Annotated in this window: 21 protein-coding genes and 1 pseudogene; 6 read left to right on the forward strand and 16 right to left on the reverse strand. The window is 62.2% G+C overall.

What is annotated here, in order from left to right:
• Positions 1-199: 199 nt before the first annotated feature.
• From rpsN to RIF72_RS15225, 5 genes are all read right to left on the reverse strand, one after another.
• Positions 200-505 (reverse strand): 30S ribosomal protein S14, encoded by a 306-nt coding sequence (gene rpsN, locus RIF72_RS15205; RefSeq protein WP_011776360.1) that lies wholly within the window; start codon positions 503-505, stop codon positions 200-202.
• Between the two features lie 4 nt (positions 506-509).
• Complete coding sequence (gene rpmG, locus RIF72_RS15210; protein WP_003798558.1) at positions 510-677, reverse strand: 50S ribosomal protein L33; 168 nt, start codon at positions 675-677, stop codon at positions 510-512.
• Complete coding sequence (gene rpmB, locus RIF72_RS15215; RefSeq protein WP_011776361.1) at positions 677-913, reverse strand: 50S ribosomal protein L28; 237 nt, start codon at positions 911-913, stop codon at positions 677-679. Before rpmB ends, rpmG begins: the two co-directional genes overlap by 1 nt.
• A 400-nt stretch (positions 914-1,313) precedes the next feature.
• Complete coding sequence (locus tag RIF72_RS15220) at positions 1,314-2,078, reverse strand: SGNH/GDSL hydrolase family protein (RefSeq protein WP_091463440.1); 765 nt, start codon at positions 2,076-2,078, stop codon at positions 1,314-1,316.
• Between the two features lie 53 nt (positions 2,079-2,131).
• Positions 2,132-2,611: a MarR family transcriptional regulator gene (locus RIF72_RS15225; protein WP_309075680.1), complete on the reverse strand. Its 480-nt coding sequence runs from the start codon at positions 2,609-2,611 to the stop codon at positions 2,132-2,134.
• 68 nt (positions 2,612-2,679) lie between these two features.
• Between RIF72_RS15225 and RIF72_RS15230 the strand changes: the two genes are divergently transcribed.
• Positions 2,680-2,967, forward strand: a complete 288-nt coding sequence (locus tag RIF72_RS15230) for a YciI family protein (RefSeq protein ID WP_309075681.1) — start codon at positions 2,680-2,682, stop codon at positions 2,965-2,967.
• Between the two features lie 29 nt (positions 2,968-2,996).
• Here RIF72_RS15230 and RIF72_RS15235 read toward each other — a convergent pair whose 3' ends face one another.
• From RIF72_RS15235 to RIF72_RS15260, 6 genes are all read right to left on the reverse strand, one after another.
• Positions 2,997-3,833, reverse strand: a complete 837-nt coding sequence (locus tag RIF72_RS15235; RefSeq protein ID WP_309075682.1) for an SGNH/GDSL hydrolase family protein — start codon at positions 3,831-3,833, stop codon at positions 2,997-2,999.
• A 200-nt stretch (positions 3,834-4,033) separates the two neighbouring features.
• On the reverse strand, positions 4,034-5,089 hold the full coding sequence (locus tag RIF72_RS15240) for a siderophore-interacting protein (RefSeq protein ID WP_309075683.1): 1,056 nt from the start codon (positions 5,087-5,089) through the stop codon (positions 4,034-4,036).
• Positions 5,086-5,910, reverse strand: a complete 825-nt coding sequence (locus RIF72_RS15245; protein ID WP_309075684.1) for an ABC transporter ATP-binding protein — start codon at positions 5,908-5,910, stop codon at positions 5,086-5,088. The genes RIF72_RS15240 and RIF72_RS15245 overlap by 4 nt, the downstream gene beginning before the upstream one ends.
• A gap of 1 nt (position 5,911) precedes the next feature.
• Entirely contained in the window at positions 5,912-7,021 is a 1,110-nt protein-coding gene (locus RIF72_RS15250; protein WP_309075685.1) for an iron chelate uptake ABC transporter family permease subunit, read from the reverse strand.
• Entirely contained in the window at positions 7,018-8,133 is a 1,116-nt protein-coding gene (locus tag RIF72_RS15255; protein WP_309075686.1) for an iron chelate uptake ABC transporter family permease subunit, read from the reverse strand. Before RIF72_RS15255 ends, RIF72_RS15250 begins: the two co-directional genes overlap by 4 nt.
• Before the next feature lie 5 nt (positions 8,134-8,138).
• Entirely contained in the window at positions 8,139-9,209 is a 1,071-nt protein-coding gene (locus RIF72_RS15260; RefSeq protein WP_309075687.1) for an iron-siderophore ABC transporter substrate-binding protein, read from the reverse strand.
• 489 nt (positions 9,210-9,698) lie between these two features.
• On the opposite strand from RIF72_RS15260, the gene RIF72_RS15265 reads away from it, so the two are divergent.
• On the forward strand, positions 9,699-10,193 hold the full coding sequence (locus RIF72_RS15265) for an FBP domain-containing protein (protein ID WP_309075688.1): 495 nt from the start codon (positions 9,699-9,701) through the stop codon (positions 10,191-10,193).
• A 101-nt stretch (positions 10,194-10,294) separates the two neighbouring features.
• Here the strand turns inward: RIF72_RS15265 and RIF72_RS15270 are convergent, their stop codons facing one another.
• The 3 genes and pseudogenes from RIF72_RS15270 to RIF72_RS15280 all read right to left on the reverse strand — a co-directional run bounded on the left by RIF72_RS15270 (position 10,295) and on the right by RIF72_RS15280 (position 16,249).
• Positions 10,295-13,786 carry an ATP-binding protein gene (locus RIF72_RS15270; protein WP_309075689.1) on the reverse strand — a complete coding sequence of 1,164 codons (3,492 nt, stop codon included), beginning with the start codon at positions 13,784-13,786 and terminating at the stop codon, positions 10,295-10,297.
• Positions 13,787-14,024: 238 nt separating this feature from the next.
• A pseudogene (locus RIF72_RS15275) lies at positions 14,025-14,799 on the reverse strand (DUF4194 domain-containing protein); the annotation flags it as partial.
• A complete protein-coding gene (locus RIF72_RS15280) occupies positions 14,792-16,249 on the reverse strand; it encodes a DUF3375 family protein (RefSeq protein ID WP_309075690.1) in 1,458 nt (485 codons plus the stop codon). The pseudogene RIF72_RS15275 and the gene RIF72_RS15280, both read right to left, overlap by 8 nt.
• A 233-nt stretch (positions 16,250-16,482) precedes the next feature.
• On the opposite strand from RIF72_RS15280, the gene RIF72_RS15285 reads away from it, so the two are divergent.
• A complete protein-coding gene (locus RIF72_RS15285) occupies positions 16,483-16,785 on the forward strand; it encodes a hypothetical protein (protein ID WP_309075691.1) in 303 nt (100 codons plus the stop codon).
• Positions 16,786-16,847: 62 nt separating this feature from the next.
• Entirely contained in the window at positions 16,848-18,812 is a 1,965-nt protein-coding gene (locus RIF72_RS15290) for an acyl-CoA dehydrogenase family protein (protein WP_309075692.1), read from the forward strand.
• Between the two features lie 4 nt (positions 18,813-18,816).
• Here RIF72_RS15290 and RIF72_RS15295 read toward each other — a convergent pair whose 3' ends face one another.
• A complete protein-coding gene (locus RIF72_RS15295) occupies positions 18,817-19,221 on the reverse strand; it encodes a YchJ family protein (RefSeq protein WP_309075693.1) in 405 nt (134 codons plus the stop codon).
• A gap of 187 nt (positions 19,222-19,408) precedes the next feature.
• Between RIF72_RS15295 and RIF72_RS15300 the strand changes: the two genes are divergently transcribed.
• On the forward strand, positions 19,409-20,275 hold the full coding sequence (locus tag RIF72_RS15300; RefSeq protein ID WP_309075694.1) for a hypothetical protein: 867 nt from the start codon (positions 19,409-19,411) through the stop codon (positions 20,273-20,275).
• Positions 20,276-20,301: 26 nt separating this feature from the next.
• Here RIF72_RS15300 and RIF72_RS15305 read toward each other — a convergent pair whose 3' ends face one another.
• The gene (locus RIF72_RS15305) at positions 20,302-20,793 is read right to left on the reverse strand and encodes a flavin reductase family protein (RefSeq protein ID WP_309075695.1); all 492 of its coding nucleotides are present in this window, start codon (positions 20,791-20,793) and stop codon (positions 20,302-20,304) included.
• A 252-nt stretch (positions 20,794-21,045) separates the two neighbouring features.
• On the opposite strand from RIF72_RS15305, the gene RIF72_RS15310 reads away from it, so the two are divergent.
• Positions 21,046-22,080, forward strand: coding sequence for an aldo/keto reductase (locus RIF72_RS15310; RefSeq protein ID WP_309075696.1), 1,035 nt, complete (start codon positions 21,046-21,048; stop codon positions 22,078-22,080).
• The last annotated feature ends 48 nt before the right edge of the window (positions 22,081-22,128 follow it).

The following is a 22,128-nucleotide window of genomic DNA, read 5'->3' on the forward strand; positions in this document are numbered from 1 at the left end:
AACCCCGGTGACAACACTCTCAAGATCATCGGATCGACAGAGCGACGCAATCATGCCGGGATCAGCAGGCCAGCACACCCATATCCTGCACCAGGAAACAGGCTACGAAAAAGGTAACGAGCGTCGGAAGGGTAGACGCGCTTAGACGCAGAAAGGGCCGGCAACCATAACGGTTGCCGGCCCTTTCAGAGCTTCGTGATTACCAGGAAGACTTGGTGATGCCCGGGAGCTCACCGCGGTGAGCCATGTCGCGGAAGCGAACACGGGAGATACCGAACTTCTGGAGCGTGCCGCGGGGACGGCCGTCGATCTGGTCGCGGTTACGCAGACGGATCGGGGAGGCGTTGCGGGGCAGCTTCTGCAGGCCGAGGCGTGCAGCTTCGCGTGCTTCGTCAGTCGCGTTGGGATCAACCAGGGTCTTCTTCAGTTCGAGACGCTTGGCAGCGTAACGCTCAACAATGACCTTGCGCTGCTCGTTGCGAGCAATCTTTGACTTCTTTGCCATGTGTTTAGCGCTCCTCTCGGAATTCGACGTGCTGGCGGATCTTGGGGTCGTACTTCTTCAAGACCAGGCGGTCAGGATCGTTACGACGGTTCTTGCGGGTTACGTAGGTGTAACCGGTGCCCGCAGTGGACTTCAGCTTGATGATCGGACGTACGTCCTTGTCCTTTGCCATTAGAGCTTCACTCCTCGTGCCAGGATGTCGGCGACGACTGAGTCGATGCCGCGTACGTCGATTGTCTTGATGCCACGGGCTGACAGGGTCAGCGTGACGTTACGGCGCAGGGACGGAACCCAGTAGCGCTTCTTCTGAATGTTCGGGTCGAACCGACGCTTGTTGCGACGGTGCGAGTGCGAAATGCTGTGTCCAAAGCCCGGCTCGGCTCCGGTCACTTGGCAGTGTGCTGCCATGACTCTCCTCCAAAGATTGAATGTAACGGCGTGCAGATGTTCCTGCGTTGCCGTGCGACAGGCAGCGTCCGCTTCCGGGTCCAAACCATTTCGGTAGTTTCCACAGCAAGTGCGGCGAAGAAGGTTGGCCTCAGGACCGGGCAGTGATAATCACTGGAACAGATCCTGGGATACCGGGCGAATACAGGAATGCACGCAACTTGAGCCCCTAACTACCGGCCACCGGGACGTCAGTAAAACCGACAGTCACCACCAACCGGAGCAATTGCACACGATCCGCACTACCTAGCGCCTAACTATTCTACGGGTCAGGCCAAATTAAGACCAATCCGGCATCATAAGCCCTTGGCGTCCACCGCCGGAACACCGACTCAGATTTGGCGGGTCGCCCGACAGCGGACTACAGGGGCCGAATCAGTTCCGGGTATTTCGGGCTCAAACCGTCGCCGGAAGACACCCCCCGCACCCGGCGGGCAACCCATGGCGCCGCGGATTCCCGGAACCATCGTGCGTTTGCTTTCAATGCCTCAACGCGGTTCATCAGTCGGACCGGCGCCAGTTCGGGAACCTCGATGACGTGCTCGTGCTCGAGGACATCCAGGACTCGCTTTGCCATGTTGACGTGGCCTGCGGTGGACATGTGCATCCGGTCCTCGCCCCAGAGGCGCCAGTCGTCGTACTCGTCGAACCGCCAGTAGTCCACCAGCAGCGCGCCGTGGTTTTCGGCGATTTCGCGCACCAGTTCGTTGTAGATCGCAGTGCGGCCGCGCATGGCACTGAAAACCTTCGAGCCCTTCGCATCAAAGCCCGTGAAGAGGACCACGGTGGCTCCCGACGCGCTCAACTTGGCGATGCCGGCGTCGTACTCCTCCAAAAGCGAGTCAATATCGATCTTGGGCCGCAGGATGTCGTTCGCCCCCGCATACAACGTCACCAAAGTTGGTTTCATCGCGACGGCAGCATCAACCTGCTCCGCCATGATCTGCCGGAGCTTCCGGCCTCGGATAGCCAAGTTGGCGTAGCCGAAGTCCGGGTTGCTGTAGGCGAGCTGCCCGGCAACGACGTCGGCCCAGCCGCGAACGCCGTTGGGGCGGGCGGGATCGTCGTCTCCAACACCCTCGGTGAACGAGTCCCCCAGGGCAACATAACGGGCAGAAAAATCCATGCCGTCAGTCTGCCACTTCAACGCTTGAGGCCACAAAGCCTGCAGCAGGAGGGCTAGGAATCGCGCAGGATCCAGTGGTTGTTGTCCAAGCGGGCAACAATTTTCTCGCCGATGCGTGCAAGGTCCGAGACGTCCTCGGGGCTTAGGGAATCGAGCATCAATGTGCGCACGGACTCCACGTGTCCCGGCGCGAGGGACACGATGGTGGACATGCCGGCGTCGGTCAGGTGGGCTACGGTCACACGGGCGTCGCCGGGGTGCGCTTGCCGTTCCACCCAGCCGCGTTTTTGCAGCTTGGTCACCACGTGGGAAAGGCGTGACAACGAGGCACTTGTCCGTGCGGCGAGCTCACTCATGGAAAGGTATCGGCCCTCGGTTTCGGAGAGCATCGCAAGCACGTTGTAGTCGAACAAGGAGAGTTTGCCGGCCGACTGAAGCTGGGTGTCCAACGCCGAGGGGAGCAAAGTGTTGATGCTCAGCAGGGCCAGCCAAGCACGGCGTTCGTCGGCGTTCAGCCAGCGGGGTTGAGTCATGGCTCCATCTTATGAGAATTCGTTGCTTGCCCGGTCCGCGGTGGCTGCCTTGGCGATAGGCTGGCGGCATGTTTGTCGTCTCATTGACCTACAAAGTTCCCGACGAAATCGTCGATTTCCACCGCCCCGGCCATATGGCCTGGCTTAAAGAAGCGTTCGACGCCGGGACCTTCCTAGCGTCCGGACGCCGCGTCCCAGCCACCGGCGGCGTTCTGCTCTCGAAAGTGGACAGGGCGACGCTGGATGCTTCTCTAGCGAAGGACCCGTTCTACAGCAACGGAGTGGCCGAGTTCGAGATCATCGAATTCACTGCCACCAGCGTGGCTGAGGGTTACGAAAACCTGCTCGACAGCTGAGGTTTTGCCTGAGCGGTTCCCAGGCTGGTTCACTGTGCTTTCTCCCGGTCCTCGATGAGCTTTTTCAGGCCGCCCTTATGTGGAACCTTCACGGGCTCCGGCCAACGCGGGCTGATGGAATCCCCCAGAGTGACGCCGCGTAGCTTGCGTCCGAACAGCGGAACCACCCAGTCGTTGACCCAGCGGCGTTGCCGGCGCTCCCACTCACGCATGGACAGGCGGGTGGGCGGGTCCCATTCTTTCGGGGAGAATTTGTGCGGGATGTTGAGGTGATCCAGAACCTGGGCAGCCAAATATTTGTGGCCCGCCTTGGACATGTGGAGCCGATCCGGAGCCCACATCCGTGAGTCCTTGTACGCGTCGAAGCACCAGTAGTCCACCAGGACTGCGCCATATTTGGCTGCGATGTCGCGGACTCTCTGGTTGTAGTGGGTGTTGCGTTTCTTGAAAGGTTCCAAGACGGCAGACACCTTTACGTCGAAGCCGGTAAACAGGACCACCGTGGCCCCGGTTTCGCTGAGGCGCGCTACGAGCAACTCATAGTCATTGAGGAGAGCATCCATGTCGGTACCGAAATCGAGGATGTCGTTGCCGCCTGCGTAGAGCGTGACCAGCGTCGGCTCCATAGCGAGGGCGGGCTCGAGTTGTTCATCGATAATGTGCCGAAGCCGTTTGCTGCGCACTGCCAAGTTGGCGTACTCCCACCCCGGCTGGGCCTTCGCCAATTTCTCGGCAACCCGGTCTGCCCATCCGCGGACACCGTTGGGCAATACGTTGCTCGGGTCCCCCACTCCTTCGGTGAAGGAATCCCCGATGGCGACATACCGCCGTCGAACCTTTTTTCCGTCCCCGAATTCCTCCCGCACGCAGCCGACGCTACCCGTCCCCGGTTACACCGGAACCAACCCAAAGTGAACAAGCCCGAGGGAAGTGAAAGAGCGTTGGAAGCTGGCGCAAGGACGGGCCGGTTGGCGGCCATCCGGCAGCGTGCGTCAAAGCGACGAAGGAGCAGCACGCCGAGGATGGCCGCCAACCGGCCACCCAGCGGCGGACTAGCAGAGGAGGCTTAGCCCTCGGCCTTGCCGCGTCGCCAGTAACCCATGAAAGCAACCTGCTTGCGGTCGATGCCAACGTCCCGCACCAGGTATCGCCGCATTTCCTTGATCACGAACGCTTCACCGGCGATCCAGGCGTAGAACGGCAGGGCACCAGCTGGAAGGGTGGGGTTTTTGGTGGCTTCGATGGCTGCGGTGTCCATGCGCTGCGGGGTTTCCCAGAGGATGTCCTGGTCCACGTTGACGTCTTCGGGCTCGGGTCCGGCGGCGGTCCCGACGCCCTTGATGCCTACCCAGCCCGGCACGGGAACGGCCTTGGCGACGGCTTCCTTGAGGAGTTCGCCGTGGGGACGTGAGCGTCCGATGGCTGCGCCACGTGCGAGCCAGGTGATTTCGATATCGGCTGCCGTGGAGATGTCTTGGAAGTCGCCGGCTTCGGGTACCTCGAGGAAAGCGTGGCCGGTGATGTCAGCCGGGAGGCTTTCGAGGATGGCGCTAATTGCGGGAACGGCGGTTTCGTCGCCCGCCAGGAGGACGCGCTGGGCCAGACCCGGGCGCCATTCGATGCCGCCGTAGGCACCGGCCGTGGTGCACTGGGCTGCGCGATTGTTGGGGCCGATGATGGTGATGGCGTCCCCTGGTTTCGCAGAAACAGCCCAGTTTGCAGCGGGTCCGCCGTGTCCGGCATCGTCGAAGTGCATGACGAAGTCGATGTCGATCTCGGGGTAAACGGCGTCGAGACGCTCGGACCGGACGGTGTAAGTGCGCATGTCACCGCGCACGGACGGGTCCATCGCCAACCATTCCTGGTACCAGCCAGCCTCTTCCATCTTGAAGGGAGGCAGCGGAATGACGTTGCCGGATGCGTCGAAGGACGGGATCATCAGCTTCACGCGGAGGTCCAGGGTGTCCCCGGCAACGCCGAAGTCACGCAGCGAGTAACCGCCGAAGGTGATACGACGGAAGTTGGGGCTGAGCTCCTGAACAGCCGTCACGGTGACGTCGAAGGCGAGGGTCATGGGCTCCACGGCGGCACTTGCTTTTGCCTGGGTCGGTTGTGCACTCATGAGGCGATCTCCAGTTCGTTGGTTGAAGCGGGGCGTGCGTGGTGGCGTCCGATGGGTACGATCAGCGGTGTGCCTGAGATGGGGTCCGGAACCACTCGGGATTCCAGGCCGAAAACGTTGAAGACCAGTTCTTCTGTCACGACGACGGGCGCCGGTCCTTCGGCCACGATGCACCCGCCTTTCATGGCGATGACATGGTCGGCGTAGCGTGCAGCGAGATTGAGATCGTGGAGCACGATCGCCACGGTGGTTCCGCGGCTGCGGTTGAGGTCCGTGATCAGGTCCAGGACTTCCACTTGGTGTGCCAGGTCCAAATACGTGGTGGGCTCGTCCAGCAGCAGGACTTCCGTTTCCTGTGCGAGGGCCATGGCGATCCACACGCGCTGGCGCTGTCCGCCGGACAACTCGTCGATGCTCCGCTCAGCGAGTTCCTGCGTGGAGGTGGCGTCGAGCGCGCGCTGCACCGCGGCGTCGTCGGCTGCGCTCCAGCTGCGGAAGAAGCCTTGGTGCGGGTAGCGCCCGCGGCCTACGAGGTCCCGGACGATGATGCCGTCGGGGGCGGTGGGGTGCTGTGGGAGCAGGCCAAGGGTGCGCGCGAGTTCGCGGGCGGGACGGGTGTGGATGTCCTTGCCGTCCAAGGTCACCGCACCACCAGTGGGCTTGAGGAGACGCGACAAGCCGCGCAGGAGCGTGGACTTGCCGCAGGCGTTAGCGCCCACGATCATTGTCACTTTGCCCTCAGGGATCTCGGTGGTGAGTCCCTCCACCACCTTGCGTGCCTCGTACTGGAGCGTGAGGTTGTTGGCATTAAGGACGGCCATGTCAGGCCTCCTTTCGGTTGGACGTGACCAGCAGCCACAGCAGGAAGGGGGCACCGAGGGCGCCGGTGATAACGCCGACCGGAAGGACGGTTCCGTCGAGGATGACGGGTGCGATGTTGGAGGCGAAGAACTCTGCGAGCAAGACGATGAGGGCGCCGGTGAGGGCCGACGCCGGGAGGCTGGGTTTACGGACGACGCGGCGGGCTATCGGTCCGGCGAGGAAAGCGACGAACGCTACCGGACCGGCGGCAGCGGTTGCGACGGCGGCAAGTCCGACTGCGGTCAGCACCAGCGCCAGCCGGGCTGCGTTGACCCTGATTCCGAGGCCCGCAGCGGCGTCGTCGCCGAGTTCGAGGATCCGCAATGGGCCGGCAAGGGCAATGACTGCGGGGACCAGGATCAGCAATGACACTGCGAGGACGCCCGCCCGGTCCCAAGTGGCTGAGTTCAGGGAGCCGTTGAGCCAGATGAGGGCGTCCGCAGCAGTTCGGATATCTGCGCGGGTCATGAGGAAGTTGACCACTGCATGAAGTGCGGCGGCGATACCAACGCCGGCCAGGATGAGGCGGTTGCCTGCTGCGTTGCCGCGGCTGCCTCCACCCGCGCCGGTGCCGCCGCGGGAAATCGCGTAGATGATGGCCGCAACACCAAGCGCTCCGCCAAGGGCTGCACCGGAAACCACGGCTCCGGAAGCGCCGAAGATCACGATGGCCGTCACGGCTGCGGCACTGGCACCGTAACTGATTCCAATGATGTCCGGGCTGGCCAGCGGGTTGCGGAGCATGGTCTGGAACAGTGCACCGGCCAAACCGAAAGCGATACCGATCATGGTGCCCACGACGGCACGGGGCAGCTTATGCTCCATCACGATGAAGCTGGCTCCGGGGATTTTCTCGCCGCCAGTCAGGTGGTTGACGACGATGGTGAAGAAGTCGGGGATGGTCACGGTGTAGCTGCCCAGGAGAACGTACACCGCGAATATGACCACGACTGCCAGCCCGAGGAAGAACGTGGGGCTCAGCACGCGCCGAAGTGACATTTGATGCCCATGTTTGTGGGAATCATTGGTGTTAAGTGCCAACTCGGTGGGGAGTTTGTGAATGGTGGTCACAGTCCGGCCCCCTTTCCGCGGCGGATGAGCCAGACGAAAACGGGAGCGCCAATGATCGCCGTCATAATGCCTGCCGGAACTTCACCGGGAAGAAGGATCACGCGGCCAACAATATCGGCGCTGATCAGCAGGATAGGGGCAGCAACAGCGGAAAACGGCAGGATCCACCGGTAGTCCGGGCCAGTCAGCGAGCGGACGGCGTGAGGTATGACCAGGCCGAGGAAGGCAATAGGTCCGGCGACGGCGGTAGCGGATCCGCACAGCAACACAATGCCCAGCCCAGTAATGCTGCGGGCCAGCGTGACGTTTTGGCCGAGACCGCGGGCAATGTCGTCGCCCAAGGCCAGGCTGTTCAGGATGCGGCCACCGGCAAGGACAATCACGGCCCCGACGGCGAGGAACGGCAGCGCGGGAAGGAGGACGGACCAGTCACGTCCGCCGACGGTGCCCACCTGCCAAAAACGGAAGCGGTCGAAAGTGTCTTGGCTCGAAACCAGGATGACGTTCATCAGAGAGAACAGGCCGGCGCTCAAGGCCGCTCCCGCGAGAGCTAGCTTGACCGGCGTCGCCCCGTCGCGTCCCATGGACGCGATCGCATAAACCACGACGGCGGCCGCTGCGGCGCCGATGAAGGCGAACCAGATGTAGCCGGACAACGAGCCGATACCGAAAACGTAGATCCCCACGACGACTGCAAGGGCAGCACCGGCGTTGAGTCCCAGAATGCCGGGATCGGCCAGGGGGTTGCGGGCTACGCCCTGCATGGCTGCACCGGCCAAACCAAGTGCGGCTCCGGCAAGGAGGCCCAGCACGGTGCGGGGAATCCGGGCGAGGACCACAGCGTGGTTACCGTCTTCCGGATTGAAGTTAGTGAGTGCTTCCAAAACCGTATTTAGGGGAAGGCCGCGTGCGCCGATCGCGAGGGATGCAGCACACACTGCAGTGAGTACGACGACGGCCAGCAGCAACCAAGCGGTGCGCTTGCCTGCGGTGCTGCGGGAACCGGTTCCCCCTCCGGTTTCCACGGCGTCAGGGGCGATGCCTCCCGGGCCAGCCGGTACCAAGGTACCGTTGCCCCGCCCCTGGACTGCCGCCGTCGTACTCAGTTTCATTGCAGTTACTTGCCAGCCGCGTCCGCTGCTTTACCCAGCTGCGGCAGGAAAGTATCCAGTGCCCACGGCAGGCTGAGCGGCGAGGAAGCGGAGATGGACAGCGTCAGGGTGTTGTCCGAATCGGCAACCAACGCGCCCTTCTTTATGGCCGGGATCTGGCCGAGCAGCGGGTCAGTCTTGATGGCCTCTGCTGTAGTGGCGTCCGGAACCCATGTGACGAAGATGTCGGACTCGAGCTCGTTGGCCTTCTCAGCGGACCACGGGATGAAGAAGTCGGTGGACGTCTTGGTGTTCTGCTCCACCACGGGAGCGAGCTTCATGCCGATCTCGGAGAGGAAACGGGGGCGGTTGTCGATAGCGGTGTAGACGTTGGCGCCGTCACCCTTGGCGGGCTCGAGGTTGCCGTAGATGAACGTCTTGTCCTTGATCTGCGGGAAGTTGGAAACCTTGTCCTTGACGGTGGCCTCGGTGTCCTCGATCAGCTTTTTGGCTTCGGCTTCCTTGCCCAGTGCCTTGCCGATCAAAGTGGTGCTTTCCTGCCACGGCGTGCCGTAAGCGAGCTCCGGCTGGGCCACAACGGGTGCAATCTCGCTGAGCTTCTTGTAGTCAGCCTCTTCCAGGCCCGAGTAAGCGGCCAGAATAACGTCCGGGCTGAGCTTGGCGATCTCGGTGAAGTTGATGCCGTCAGCCTCGGAGAACTGGACCGGAGCCTTGTCGGTGCCAAAGCCGGCGCCAAGCTTCTCCAGCGCTGCATCCTTCCAAGGGGTTGAGCCCTTGTCGTTGTTGCCCCATTCGTTCTTCGGAACGCCGACAGGGACAACACCCAGGGCGATCGCGATGTCGTCGTTGACCCACGAGACGGTAACTACGCGCTTGGGCTGTTCCTTGATGGTGGTCTCACCAAAGACGTTCTTGATGGTCACCGGGAAAGTCGCCGATGCTGCCTGCTCAGTTGCCGGAGCGGACGTTGCGGGGCCGGTCGAGCAGCCGGTGAGGGTAAGAGCGACGGCGGCCAAAGCGGCCGTCGCGGTTCCTGCTGTTTTCAGCAGGGCGCGGCGTGGGAGAAGGGAAGCCACGGTACTCCTTAAGTAAGTGATGCGAACCTAAGTAAGGCTAGCCTAGCCTGTCGCGAATTAAGAAACGTTTGCGTCACCTAATCCGACTGTTAATCGAAATGGGACGCAGCTCACACGCTCTCTCACATCCCAAGCCCTTCATCCGAACCCTCTTCCACATCCCGAGCCCTTCACCCGAACCCTCTTCCAGTGGACATCTGCCCGGAAGTTTTGAAAGTATTAGCGGCAGCGGACTACCGCTTCCAAGGATCACGACGAGGGGATGAGCGTGCGCACTGTTTCAGTTGCTGCAGCCATGGTTAGCGAGGTGGCCGCTTTGGCCTGCTTGGCACTCCCCCGCACGTCGGCATCTTCCTGGGTTTAAGGCACGCCCTGTTATTAGGGGCTATAGAGCTGTGCCCTTCTTCGCACGATGACCGACGCCTGCTGCAATTTCCCGCGCACATCTTCAGCGCGCGTACGTCGACCATTTCCGAAAGAAGCTTTGCCATGCAGAAAATCACTGCCCCACAGATCCGTTCGTCCTTCATTAACGCCAGTCGCTCCGAGGCTGCCAGGCTGAACCTCCCCCGCAACTTCGAAACCATCGACTGGGACAACCTGGAATTCCTGGGTTGGCGGGACGAAAAGATGCCTCAGCGCGGTTACCTCGTGGTTCCGCACCGGGGCAAACTCACCGGAATCATGCTCCGCGCACCTGAAGGCGGCTCCGGGAAGAGGCGCGTAGTACTCTGCGAACTCTGCCGCGACGTGTTTTCGAAGGACGACGTTTACCTGTGGGTCGCCAAGAAAGCCGGTCAATCCGGTAAGGACGGGAACACCGTGGGGACACTGATCTGCGCCGAATTCGGCTGCAGCGCCAACGTGCGGAAGGAACCGCCCGCCAACGAGATCAACCCGGACCCGGCCGCCGTCGTTGTTCGACAAATCGCAGGGCTGGAGTCAAGAACTGAACAGTTCCTTGACCGGGTCCGTGCGAAGTAATTCCAAGTAACAAGCCCAAGTAGGTAGCAGCAAGTGCCGTTTGGGACCCTCAAAACGACCTGAACTGCTACCTACTTGGGCCCGCCGGACGAGAGGTGACGTCAGCGCAGAACGATGTCAACCGGGTTGGCCTCGGAACGCCACGCTCCCGGCTCCCCGGGTCCAGCGATGACCGGAGCCGTGAGCACACCCGAGCGGTTAGTGCGCTTGTCCCGGAGGATTTCCGTGACGGAGCCCAGGTGCCGGGACAGGTCGATCACGTTTTCCGGGGCCGCGAGGAGCAACTGGAAACCGAATTCGTGAAGCGCCTTGATACCCGCACCCGCAAATTCCTCGGAAGCCAACACGAAGGCTTCGTCCATCATCACCGTGCCGTACGTGGTGAAGCCTTGCTCGGCGATTCCCAACTGGTAGCTCAGAGCCGCGGCCATGATGAACGCCGTGAAGCGTTGACGCTCACCGCCTGACATGGAGCCGGTGTCGGCATGCATGAAGACCTCGGTCTTCTTTTTGCCCGATTTTCCAGAGGCGCCGGCCTTACCCGATTTCGAAGCAACCTCGCGGTGTTCCTTGCACTGGATAAACAGGTGACCGCGCACGTCCAGCACCTCCGCCCGCCAGCGCCGGTCCTCCGGCGTCTGCGAGCCAAGCCGCTTTACCAACGTCTCCAACGACTTATAGCGCGCGGTGAGCTCGGCGTCGTCCTCGATTTCTGCCGTTGAACCAGCACCCATTGAAGCGGCAGCACCGCGGGACGGCCGCGTGTGCTTCGCCTTCAGGGCGTTCTGGATTGCGTCCTTGAATTGTTTGGCCGTGGCTGGAAGCGTCTGCTTGATGTCCAATTCCAGGAAGCTGCCCTCATGGAAGTTGACCTGCGACAGGATGCCGTTGAGGGGCAGGATGCGGCTGGTGATGCTGCGGCGTTCCTCGTCCAACAAATGAAGGAGTGTACTGAACGATTCATGCGTGCGTTGGTTGAAGAACAGCCGGAATTCGGCCTCCTGAGCGGGCAAGCCATCGCTCACGATCGCGTGGTACCGGGATTCGAAGTCCCCGGCGGCTCCGATCGAGGTGCCGTGGTCGGCGCTGATGGCGCTTCCCCAGTCGCGCACGAACGCCTCAAACATGCGGGTCAGCCGTTCGGCCGTCGCCTGGCCGCGGGATTCTGCGGCATGCAGTTCGTCGAGCAGCCTGTTCCGGACGCTGTTGGCGAGGTTGTCGAGCTCGTACAGTTCGGAGACTTCAGCGGCACCGTCGAAGTACGGCTCCAGCGCGGTGACGGTAGAGGCCGACGGCGGTGCTTGCTCCAGCTTCAACCTCGCCGTATCGAGCAGGCCATCCGCCGTGGTCATCTTGTGGTCCAGCGCCTTGTATTCGCTCTGGAGGACGGCCGCCGTACCTGTGGAGGACTGGTGCTTTTCCCGGACAGTTTCAATGTTGGCACGCAAGGGCTCCAGGTCTGCCTGTGCAGCCAAGGCGTCCGTCAGGCGCTGTTCGATCCTGGCGAGCTCATCTGCGGCGACGACTGCGGAGACCTGCTCCCACGGGCGCTCATCTTCAGCGACCGTGCGCAGCGCTTCGAGCTGACGGGCCATGCCCTGATGCGAATCTTCGCGGCTCTGGGCAAGTTCCGCGGCCTTCACGAGCTCGTTTTCCAACTCCCCCACGCGCGCCGCCACCAGTTCGAGCTTGGAAGCGTTGTCGAAACCGAGGACGTAGTCCTGGCGGCTCGTGAAACGGTCGTCCTTCTCCACTGTGTGCCGGTTGCGTTTAACCACGCCACCCAGACTCAGGCCCTTGTCCATCAACGCAAGCTCGTCAGGGTCCTCAACGCACGGGTACGCGAAGTCCAAGGCAATCCGCTCGCGGATCCACTCCCCGGCGTCGGCATTGGCGCCCGAGGTGAGAATGCTCAACTTAGTCAAGAGGTCGCCGTCGGACACGTCCTCCACAGCCAGAGCGCCACCGGCAAGCGGTTTGGAAACATCGACAGCGCGAAGGGCGCCCCGAACGGTGTTGTCGTTCAGGTACCGCGTCACCGCGGCGAAATGCTCGCCCGGAACCAGCAACGTGGTGGCGAGGTTACGCAGCGCCCGCTCGGCAGCAGGGCGCCAATGATCCTGCCCCTCTGCGAGATCTATCAGCTCACCGCCAAACGGCATCCGCTCTTCCGGAATCCCTGTTGCTGCTGCGATAGCAGCCCGGTTCTCAATGCTCGACGGCGGCAGCAACGACTTGCGCGACCGCAACGAAAGCAGCTCCTGCTGGGCCGCAGCAAGCTCACGCTTCTTGGTCGCATGGCCGTCAAAGGCCTCAAAACGAAGCTCCTTGAGCGCCTCGGAATCGTCCTTCAACTCCGCCGAGCGAGCAGCTGCCTGCTCATGCGCCTGATCCCACCCCTCGGCGGACCACTCGAGATTCAGTCCGGCGTCGGCCAACGCCTTCTTGGCCGAATCCTCAACTTGCTGACGCAGCTTGAGGCCAACCCGGGCGTTCTCCAACGACTGCTCAATCGCCGAAATGGCATTGCCGCCGCGGTTGTTGTAGTCCAGCTCAAGGTCACGGAGCTCCTTGGCCAAGGCATCCCGCACAGTGCGTTCAGCAGCCAGTTCCTGGGCTTTGGACTGAGCCAACTCCTTGAAACGGGCCAGCGTCTTGGCGTGCACCGTGACCGCGAGCTGCTGCTTGTAGGCCTCGAACTCCTCGCCGGCCAACTCCCGGAGACGGTTCGCGTCCAGCAACGCCTGCGCGTACTCCTTGTTCAGCCCCGGAACCGGAGCCAACTGGTCCCGCTGCTGTCGGACATCCTCCAACCGCTGCCGAATCGACATCAGGTTGCTGAATTCCTCCACCACGTCATCGGCGGCAGCCAACGTGGCCGGAGCGTCGAGCACCTGGTCGCGGAAGAACGTGTTCACGCTGCCGCCCAAGCCCTTACCGGCCTGGATTACGCGAAGCAGCGGAAGAGCCTGGTCCGAGTTGATACCCAGGAGCCTGCGGAACCTTTCGGCGAACGCCTTGTGCACGTCGAAGACCTGGCCCTCGGGGAAGATCGACTCCAACGCGCCCTTGGTAAACCGCTTCTGCGCAATGCCCTCGATCGCCTCAAGGTCCAACGGCTTGCTGTCAATCACATAAAAACGCCCGACACTCGACTCCGTGCCATTCTTTGGCAAATCGAACAAAGCCGACACCGTCACCTTCGTGCCGGCAGCGTTATCAAACGTCAGTGCGACGGCGGACCAGGTGGCACCGGGGCGCTGGAAGGCACTCGCCGAGCTATCCCCCACCGCCTTATCACCCACCTTGCCGCGCATGTAAGTGAAGGTGGTCCTCTTGTCCTCCACAGACCCGCCGGACCGCTGGGCCGCAGCCTCGTTCGAGCGCGGACGGGCATCAAACACACGGAGCATCGCATCAAAGAGAGTCGACTTGCCGACACCCGAGTTACCCGTCAAGAGGGTGCCCTTGCGGTCCACGTGCATGGTGTGAGCCCCATGGAAGGTGCCCCAGTTGACCACCTGCACGAGCGCCAAACGCATCTGGCCCGGGTTCGTGAGCTCGCCGAGCGGGAGCATGCTTGCGATCGTCACTTCTGGGTCCCTTCAGCGTTGGTCGCGTCCGCGGCGGTACCGGACACATGCTCTGCATGCTCGCTCGTCCCTCGCTTAGACGCATGCTGCCGCATGTCCCCGGCATCGCCGCTGGTGCCGTTCCCGACTTCATCGGCATCACCGATCTCATCCGAAGAACGCTCGACGTCGGCGCTCACGTCAGCGGACCCGTCACCTTCAGAGTCCTCGTCCAGGTAGTCAGCTGAGGGCGTGGGTTGGTTGGGGTCGAGGTCCAGGAGGGGCTCCGTGCCGGATTCGTCGGCCGCTACTGCTATCAGGGCCTCGATTTGGGCCGGGATGTCGCCGATGTTTTCGAAGGGGAGTGCCAGCGGGAGGGCGTTGCTGATGGTGTACGTGTCATCCAGCGGGGTGGGGAGGATGAGTTGGCGGGCCAGGAGCTTTGTGATGGTGCGGGTGACAACGTCCGAGTCGCGGAGGGCGTCCTGTTGGCCGGAGGGTGTGTAGTTGGCGACGAGGTCCGCGATTTCTTCCCGGGTGATGGTCGGGTCAGTCTGGGCTGTGACGTGGCGGTCCAGCAGCAGGCGAAGGCGCAGCAGGACGATGGTTTCCACCCGGCTCAGGGCTCGCTGCTGGCGCAGGATGCTGGAACGGGAACTGGCGCCGATGACTTCGGGGTCAACGGGACGGAGGACTGCGATTTTGCGGTCGTGATCGAGCTGGAGGGTGAGGAAGAGCTCGGAAAGGCGGCTACGGAGGATCAACTGGTTATCCAGCAGAGTTGTCCACAATTTCTCATCGCGGCCACCGTCGATATACGGGCCCTTGAGCAGTTTCACCAGCGCATGCCGCACCTTCATGGGCAGCACTCCGGTGTCGCCGGGGAACAGCGCGGCGCCGTCCACGAACGTGTCCCGCGGCGTGACTCGGAATGGGTCCGTGTGGCTGACTTCAGGAGCAGGCTCAACATCAGTCACTTCTTCGGTGACCTCGTCCGCTTCGGTGATATCCGTCGTCGTGATTTCTTCAGTCATCAGAGTCCTTGTTCAGCGAGACGACAGGCAGGTACGCGGTGCGGATGCTGCCGTCGATTTGTTCGAAGTCGATGTGTTCCCAGGCGGCCCGGTCGAAGGCCGCGCCGGTCTGCAGTGCCATGGACAGCAGGGTGCGCACGGTGTTGATGTGCCGCTCTTCGGCGGGCAGGTTTTCCCACGCGTCGCCCAGCGTGGCTGCACCTGCCATGGCTGCCCGGACAAGCTCAGGCCGCGCTTTGCCGGTTCGCGCTGACCGCACCCTGTCCGAGTCGCTGAAAGCGATCGGATCGGCCAGACGTGGTGGTGTTGCGAATTCGTCGGGGTCGAAAAGTTTGACCATGGCCAGCGACTCGAACCCGGCATTGAAAAGCGCGGGTCCGTGGACCAGGCCGGGTCGGTCCCGTTCATACGGCATGGATCGGATGGCTTGCTCGGCCTCAGCCAGCACCTTCCGCAGGCTGACGGACTGCCTGACGTCATCGCTCTGGATGTAAGTGTTGAGGCTTTCGGAGAGCTTGCCATAGATCCGCTGGATCTGGCTGTGCTGCGTTCGCAGCTCGGCCACCAGGTTTTTCAGCGTTTCGCGGTCCTCATGGGACAGGTCATCCGCGAACTGCCGGCTCAGCACCTCCCCGATCGCCGATCGGAACCGCAACTGCTGCTGCGGATCCTCCAGAAAAGCGGTGAACGAGCGGAAAGTGCGGCCCTCGGGGCTTTGCCGCAGGCGCTTGTCGGCTTCCAAAACCTGGGCCATGGTAGCCCCCTTGCTCAGGGATTCCTCGATGATCTGGTTGCGGAGTTCGCCCACCAGCTCTTCGATGCGGTCACGCATCTTCTTGTAATCGGCCGGCAGGCTGGCCGCGAGGTCCAGGATGTTGCCCGCCGCTTCAACGGCTTCTTCGTCGTCCAAGAGCCCGTCGAACTCTCCGGAGCTGATGTCTTCCACTAGCTGCTGGCGCTCTTGGATTTCGTCTTCAAGGGCTTCCAGTCTTGCGCTCTGGTCCGGGTTGGTCTCGTTGGCGAGCTTCTCAACGTCGCCCAGAAGCGTGCCAAGCCGGGAACCGTTCAGCGTGGAACGCTCGCTGGAGAGGCTGTCCAGAAACGCGAGCACACGGGCCGCGGGTTCGGTAACTTCGTAGACGATCTGACCTGATTGGTTGCGCCTTGTCAGGAATTGCTTCCGGGTCCATTCGTCGCCGAATAGCTTGCCGTTCTGCTGGCCGCCCAACGCCGGGTCCTGCCGACGGAGCTGCTCAAGGAAAGCGTCGACGTCGGCGTGAAACTCTTCGAGCGGAAGCTGCGGTCGAGTGCGGGTAAAGGATGCTTGCAACACCGCGATCACCCACGGCGCCGATCGCGTCAAAGCCCAGGCGGGGCCCTTGGTCAACTGTTCGAGGTCACGAAGCCTGGCGCTGATGGCGTCGGCGGAGGACATGGCTGAACGGGACAACTACTCTCCTTCAGCTGCTGCGAAACTTGGCGGGCAGCGAAAACTGCCCCGTACAAGGTTAACGCAGAGCGCCGCAACCATTCCGTAACCTACCGCCCGGTATGGTTTCGATCCCATATCAACGCCGTCATAACACGTTTCTGCTCTGGCCGGAAAGTGCCCCCGCCCCTAGTGTCAGAGCATCGACGCAGCCACGCCGCGTCAACCCATGCATCGTCGCCCCGGGGGGAACCATGAATTTCGACTTCACTGCGTTAGATACAGCCACCTACGTATTCATTGGAACGCTGGTTTTCGCTGCAATTCTGGTGGCCTTTATTGCCGCAGCAGCAATGGCAACAATTATTCTTATCGGAGCAATGGGCATTGCCTGGTACGCCATTAAGGCGGTGCTGGGCGGCCTTGTCCACGGTATTAACTTTGCGTGGGACCGCGTGGTTCACCACGCTGGCCAAGTGGAAATTCCTAGCGAATTCCAGCCGCAGGTTTCCCCTAGCACCGGTAGCTACTCGCGGGTAGCATTGAGGGACAGCTGAAGGGTTCGCACCCAAGGCGGATCCTGGCTCCATCCGGCACCACCGGCTAGAGGAGTTATCCCATGACGTCCGCCACTGACAACAGTCTCACCGCTGCAAGCGTCAATGCCACCGCAGAAGAAGCCCGCGCCGTTGCCGAGGCTGCCCGGGAAACAGAATGGAACCGGCCCAGTTTCGCCAAGGGCCTCTACCTGGGCAGCTTTGACCTCAGTCTTATACACCCATGGCCGCAAGCCAGAACTGACGATGTGCAGCGTGGTGAGGAATTCATGGCCCGCTTGGTGACATTCGCCAAAACCATGTCCGGCCGCGCCATCGAGCGCGATGCCAGGATTCCCGACGAATACCTGAAAGGGCTCGCGGACCTGGGTGTTTTCGGCATGAAGATTCCGCGTGAATATGGCGGATTGGGCTTGTCACTGGTCTATTACGGCCGCGCCCTTGCCCTACTGGGGTCGGTACATCCGAGCCTCGGCGCCCTCATTTCCGCCCACCAATCCATCGGCGTACCGGAACCCGTGAAGGTCTTCGGCACGCCGGAGCAGAAGCAGGAATACCTCCCCCGCTGCGCCGCCGGCGCCATCACGGCCTACCTCCTGACGGAGCCCGACGTCGGCAGCGACCCCGCGCGCATGGGCGCCACTGCCGTTCCTTCCCAAGACGGTTCTTCTTATGTTTTGAACGGCGTCAAACTCTGGACCACCAACGGTGTGATCGCCGAGCTCGTGGTGGTCATGGCAAGGACACCATCCCGTACCGACGCCGACGGAACCGCCCACAAGGGCGGCATTTCGGCTTTCGTGGTGGAGATGAACTCCCCCGGCATCACCGTGGAGAACCGCAACGCCTTCATGGGTTTGCGCGGAATCGAGAACGGCGTAACCCGTTTTCACGATGTCCGTGTACCAGCAGCCAATCTTCTGGGCCGCGAAGGCCAGGGACTGAAGATCGCCTTCACCACTCTCAACACAGGACGGCTTTCCCTCCCGGGCCTGTGCGTGGCAGCAGGAAAATGGAGTTTGAAGATCGCCCGTGAATGGTCGGACGCACGGACCCAGTGGGGCCGTCCGATCGGCAAGCACGAGGCTGTGGGCAAGAAGATCGCGTTCATCGCCGCCACCACTTTTGCATTGGAAGCGGTTTTTGAGTTGTCTGCCGAGATGGCTGACGCTGGCCAAAAGGACGTTCGAATCGAGGCTGCCCTGGCCAAACTGTGGTCGTCGGAACTGAGCTGCCGCATTGCTGACGAATTGGTGCAGATCCGCGGCGGCCGGGGCTTCGAGACAGCCGACTCCCTGGAAGCCAGGGGTGAACGGGCAGTGCCGGCGGAGCAACTCCTGCGCGACCTCAGGATCAACAGGATTTTCGAGGGTTCAAGCGAAATGATGAAACTCCTGATCGCGCGCGATGCAGTGGACGCCCACCTTGCCGCCGCGGGCGACCTCGCCTCTGCGGATGCGAGCCTGCAAGACAAGGCGAGGGCCGCCGTCGGGGCCTCCGGCTTCTACGCAAAATGGCTCCCGAAACTCGTGGCCGGTGCCGGGATGGATCCGCGGTCCTATGCTGAGTTCGGGCGCTTGGCCAAGCAGCTGCGCTTCGTTGAAAGATCCTCACGGCGGCTTGCCCGGCAGACCTTCTATGGCATGGGCAGGTGGCAGGCCAAGCTTGAGCACAAGCAGGCGTTCCTGGGCAGAATCGTGGACATCGGCGCTGAGCTGTTCGCCATGGCCGCGTGCTGTTCACGCGCCGAAATGCTGCTCCGCACCCACCCGGAACAAGGCGCTACCGCGTACGAACTGGCCGAGGCGTTCTGCGAGCAGGCGCGCGTGCGGGTGGACGAATACTTCGATCAGCTGTGGAGGAATACTGACGACGGCGATCACGACCTTTCGCGCAAGGTCCTCGCCGGCGACTACGCCTGGTTGGAGGCCGGCGTCCTGGACCAGTCCGAAGGAACCGGCCCGTGGATCGCCGATGCCTCGCCGGGCGCCTCAACCAAGGAAAACCTGCACCGCAGCTACCGGTGACCGGCTAACGAACGTCCCCGTCCACATAGAACCAGCGCTTCTCTTCCCGCACGAAGCGGCTGATTTCGCGCTGTACGCCGCGTTCGCCGTCGAGCCTGTAGTGCGCAGCGAACTCCACTGTGCCCGTCGTGTCCAGGGGCCCGCCATTCGACGTGGAAACGATGTCCAGCCTGCGCCACTCCATGTCTGGATCGAGATCCATGGACGCTGGACGGGTGGAGGCGTGCCAAGTGCGCAGGAGGTAGCCGGCATCAAGGACGACGAAGGCGGCATACCTGGAGCGCATGAGTTGCTCGGCCGTGGGCGCGTCCGCCTCGCCCCGGTGGAAGCGTCCGCAGCAATCGACGTACTGCTCGCCGGAGAGGCACGGGCAGGCGCCGTTATGGAGCCGGGCTGAAACAGGGGTCACGAGGTCCCAATCTGAGGCTGAAAATGAGAGCTGGGCAACACATTTTCCCACGCCGTATAACAGCTTTGAAACAACCCTGCCGGAGTGTGGGGCGGGGCGTGATTCCGTCGGTGCTGGACCTTAGGCTATATAAGCAAGCTGGGTGGGCAATGGGCGCATCACAAAACGACGGCCAGGGGAGGCTAACGTGGAGGATCCGACAACACTCGCCATCAACCTGACGTATTTGGGCACACTGGGACTCGCCGTCCTGATGTTCCTGGGGCTCGGGTTGATCATTATCATCACTCTGGTGGTCGCCGGAGTTGGGCGGCTACTGTCGATCATCCTCTTGGCGATGGTGGGGATTTTCCCCAAGAAGGACCACACCCCCATCGTTCACCTCCCCCAGCATCCGGCGCGCAAGCCTGATCCCGTGGATGTTGACGCCGACGATTCCGCGCCTTCCGCACCAGAGCCTGCTTTCGTGCCCGAACCCGCACCTTCTTTCGTGCCCGCCCCTGCAACTGCTGCAGTTACCGCGCCGGCAGCAGCTGCCGCGCCTAAGCGCGACTTCATGGGAGATGTTCGACGGCGGCTCTCGGGCGCGTCCTCCACGCTCAAGGAAGGCGCGTGGAAGGCAAAAGTCGACCCCCGCAACCTGCCGAAACCGGCCGAGGTGAAATCGGTGGTGGAACACCAGACCGCCCACCATCCCATAGTCGTCGCAGCCGCCAAGGAACCGCCTGTGCTCGCAAAGGACTGGGCGGATGCTGTGGCCGAAGCAGACGAACGCGCCGCGGCGCGAGCCAAAGCCCAACAGCCGCCCGCCATTAAGGTGACTGTCCGCGACCTTGACGACCCCACGCCGTCGTCCAATGGCAAAACTCCGACTCCAAAGCGTCCGGACTTCCCGCCGAAGAGGCCGGACAACGGACCGACGCAGACCGGCGATGCCAAGCGCCCTAACTCAAGCAACGGGGCAAAGAAACCAGGCCCGAACACTTCCAAGAGTGGAAAGTCTCCGAGCCCGATTCAAAAAGGTTCGCTCAGCGGCGCCAGCCGCAACTCCTAGCTGACGCCTACGCTGCCAGCTGACGCTTATGCTGCCAGCTGTCGGAATGTCGCACCGTGGTAGATCAAGGGTTTCGACTCAAGGTTGATGGTGGTCGCTTTGACCTCGAGAACCACTATCGCGTGATCGCCGGCCGGTGTCTCGGAGATGACTTCGCATTCAAAACCCAGCACCGCGCCGTCGATCAGCACTGCACCTGAGTCGCTCACGCTGGTATCCAGCCCGGCGAAACGGTCGCGCGTCTTGGACGCCAACTGGAGGGCCGCCGCTTCCTGCCCCTCGGCGAGCACCGAAACGCCCAGGCGCTGGGCCTGACGGAGCTTCGGCCAAGTGCTGGAGGAGTTCTGAACGGCGAACATCACCAACGGCGGCTCCAGCGAGACGCCAACCGTGAAGGACGATGCCACTAAGGCTTCCGGCGTGAAATCCACCATCGCGCTGAACGCAGCAACTCCGGACGGAAACTGCGCAAATGCCGCCTTGATGGCCGCCGTTTCTTCCACTGTGGTCTGTGTCATTCCGCTTTCCCCTATCATGCGTTCGCCTGCGTTCCTTTCCATAATTCACCTGCTTGGGGCAACGGCAATATTTGTTGATTCGAAAGACATTTGTGTTGCCGCATGTCAAGAAATGTCGCGAAGTAAGGCCGCTTCCATTACCTCCCAAGACGAAAAACGAAGAACTTCTACCATTTGCGTTTATGCCTCCGGCGGCCGTGTGTAGCCTCGATTGAACATCCCACCAGCACCGTCCCACCACAGGAAGCCGACATGAGCCTCAACGAGCTACGAACGCTTGGACGCACTGGCGCCCTGATCAGCCCCCTCACTCTGGGCACCTTGAACTTCGGCACCGGTGCCGCACCCACGGGTCCAGCGGAGAGCATCCGCATCATTAAGGCCGCCCTTGACGCCGGTATCACCAGCGTTGACACCGCTGACATCTACTCGCAGGGCGAGGCCGAGACCGTGGTTGGCCAGGCCATCCACAGCCGCCGCGACGACGTTTTCCTTGCCACAAAGTTCCATGGCCAGATGGGCTCCAACCCTGCGCACGCGGGTAACTCCCGCCGGTGGATTGTCCGGGCTGTGGAGGACAGCCTGCGGCGACTGAACACGGACAGGATCGACCTTTACCAAGCGCACCGCCCGGACTACAGCACTGACCTGTTGGAAACCATCACAACCCTCAACGACCTCATCCGGCAGGGCAAGATCCTGTACTACGGCACGTCCGTTTTCAGCCCCGCCCAGCTTGTAGAGGCCCAGTGGATCGCGAACACCAACCATCTGACCCCGCCGGTGGTGGACCAGGTTCCGTATTCGCTCTTGGTACGCGCGAATGAACGGGACGTTTTCCCCATCACCCAGCAGTACGGCGTCGGGATTTTGAGTTACGGACCGCTCGACGGCGGGTGGCTGGCTGGCGGTTATCGAGTGGGCGGCGGGCAGCCGGAAAGTTCGCGATCGGCCGCGGTTCCGGGCCGCTTCGACGTGAATGCGCCCTTTAACCAAGGAAAACTGCACGCAGCAGATGCCCTGGCACAACTTGCGGCGCGCCATGGGTTGACCCTGATCCAGCTTGCAGTGAGCTTCGCCCTGAACCACCCAGCAGTCACCAGCGTGGTCATCGGGCCGCGAACCGAGGACCACCTCACCGACTATTTGAAAGCTGCAGATGTGGTGCTCAGCGAGTCGATTCTCGACGAAATCGACGACATCGTTGCCCCGGCCGTGAACTTTTTAGAGCGTGACGCCGGCACGGTTGCACCCCATCTTGAGTACCCGGAATTACGACGCCGGTAGCTCCCTTGCGTTGTGGGGCCCGCTTTGCGCACTCTCTGCTCGCTTTTG

Source organism: Paenarthrobacter sp. (assembly GCF_031180005.1).
Taxonomy (GTDB): Bacteria; Actinomycetota; Actinomycetes; order Actinomycetales; family Micrococcaceae; genus Arthrobacter.

Excerpts from the sequence above, each read along its gene's own strand:
- RIF72_RS15230 (WP_309075681.1), top strand. The coding sequence starts at position 2,680 with ATGTTTGTCGTCTCATTGACCTACAAAGTTCCCGACGAAATCGTCGAT.
- rpmB (WP_011776361.1), bottom strand. The coding sequence starts at position 913 with ATGGCAGCACACTGCCAAGTGACCGGAGCCGAGCCGGGCTTTGGACAC.
- RIF72_RS15265 (WP_309075688.1), top strand. The coding sequence starts at position 9,699 with ATGCAGAAAATCACTGCCCCACAGATCCGTTCGTCCTTCATTAACGCC.
- RIF72_RS15220 (WP_091463440.1), bottom strand. The coding sequence starts at position 2,078 with ATGGATTTTTCTGCCCGTTATGTTGCCCTGGGGGACTCGTTCACCGAG.
- RIF72_RS15240 (WP_309075683.1), bottom strand. The coding sequence starts at position 5,089 with ATGAGTGCACAACCGACCCAGGCAAAAGCAAGTGCCGCCGTGGAGCCC.
- RIF72_RS15290 (WP_309075692.1), top strand. The coding sequence starts at position 16,848 with ATGACGTCCGCCACTGACAACAGTCTCACCGCTGCAAGCGTCAATGCC.
- RIF72_RS15255 (WP_309075686.1), bottom strand. The coding sequence starts at position 8,133 with ATGAAACTGAGTACGACGGCGGCAGTCCAGGGGCGGGGCAACGGTACC.
- RIF72_RS15305 (WP_309075695.1), bottom strand. The coding sequence starts at position 20,793 with ATGACACAGACCACAGTGGAAGAAACGGCGGCCATCAAGGCGGCATTT.
- rpsN (WP_011776360.1), bottom strand. The coding sequence starts at position 505 with ATGGCAAAGAAGTCAAAGATTGCTCGCAACGAGCAGCGCAAGGTCATT.
- RIF72_RS15310 (WP_309075696.1), top strand. The coding sequence starts at position 21,046 with ATGAGCCTCAACGAGCTACGAACGCTTGGACGCACTGGCGCCCTGATC.
- RIF72_RS15225 (WP_309075680.1), bottom strand. The coding sequence starts at position 2,611 with ATGACTCAACCCCGCTGGCTGAACGCCGACGAACGCCGTGCTTGGCTG.
- RIF72_RS15245 (WP_309075684.1), bottom strand. The coding sequence starts at position 5,910 with ATGGCCGTCCTTAATGCCAACAACCTCACGCTCCAGTACGAGGCACGC.
- rpmG (WP_003798558.1), bottom strand. The coding sequence starts at position 677 with ATGGCAAAGGACAAGGACGTACGTCCGATCATCAAGCTGAAGTCCACT.
- RIF72_RS15285 (WP_309075691.1), top strand. The coding sequence starts at position 16,483 with ATGAATTTCGACTTCACTGCGTTAGATACAGCCACCTACGTATTCATT.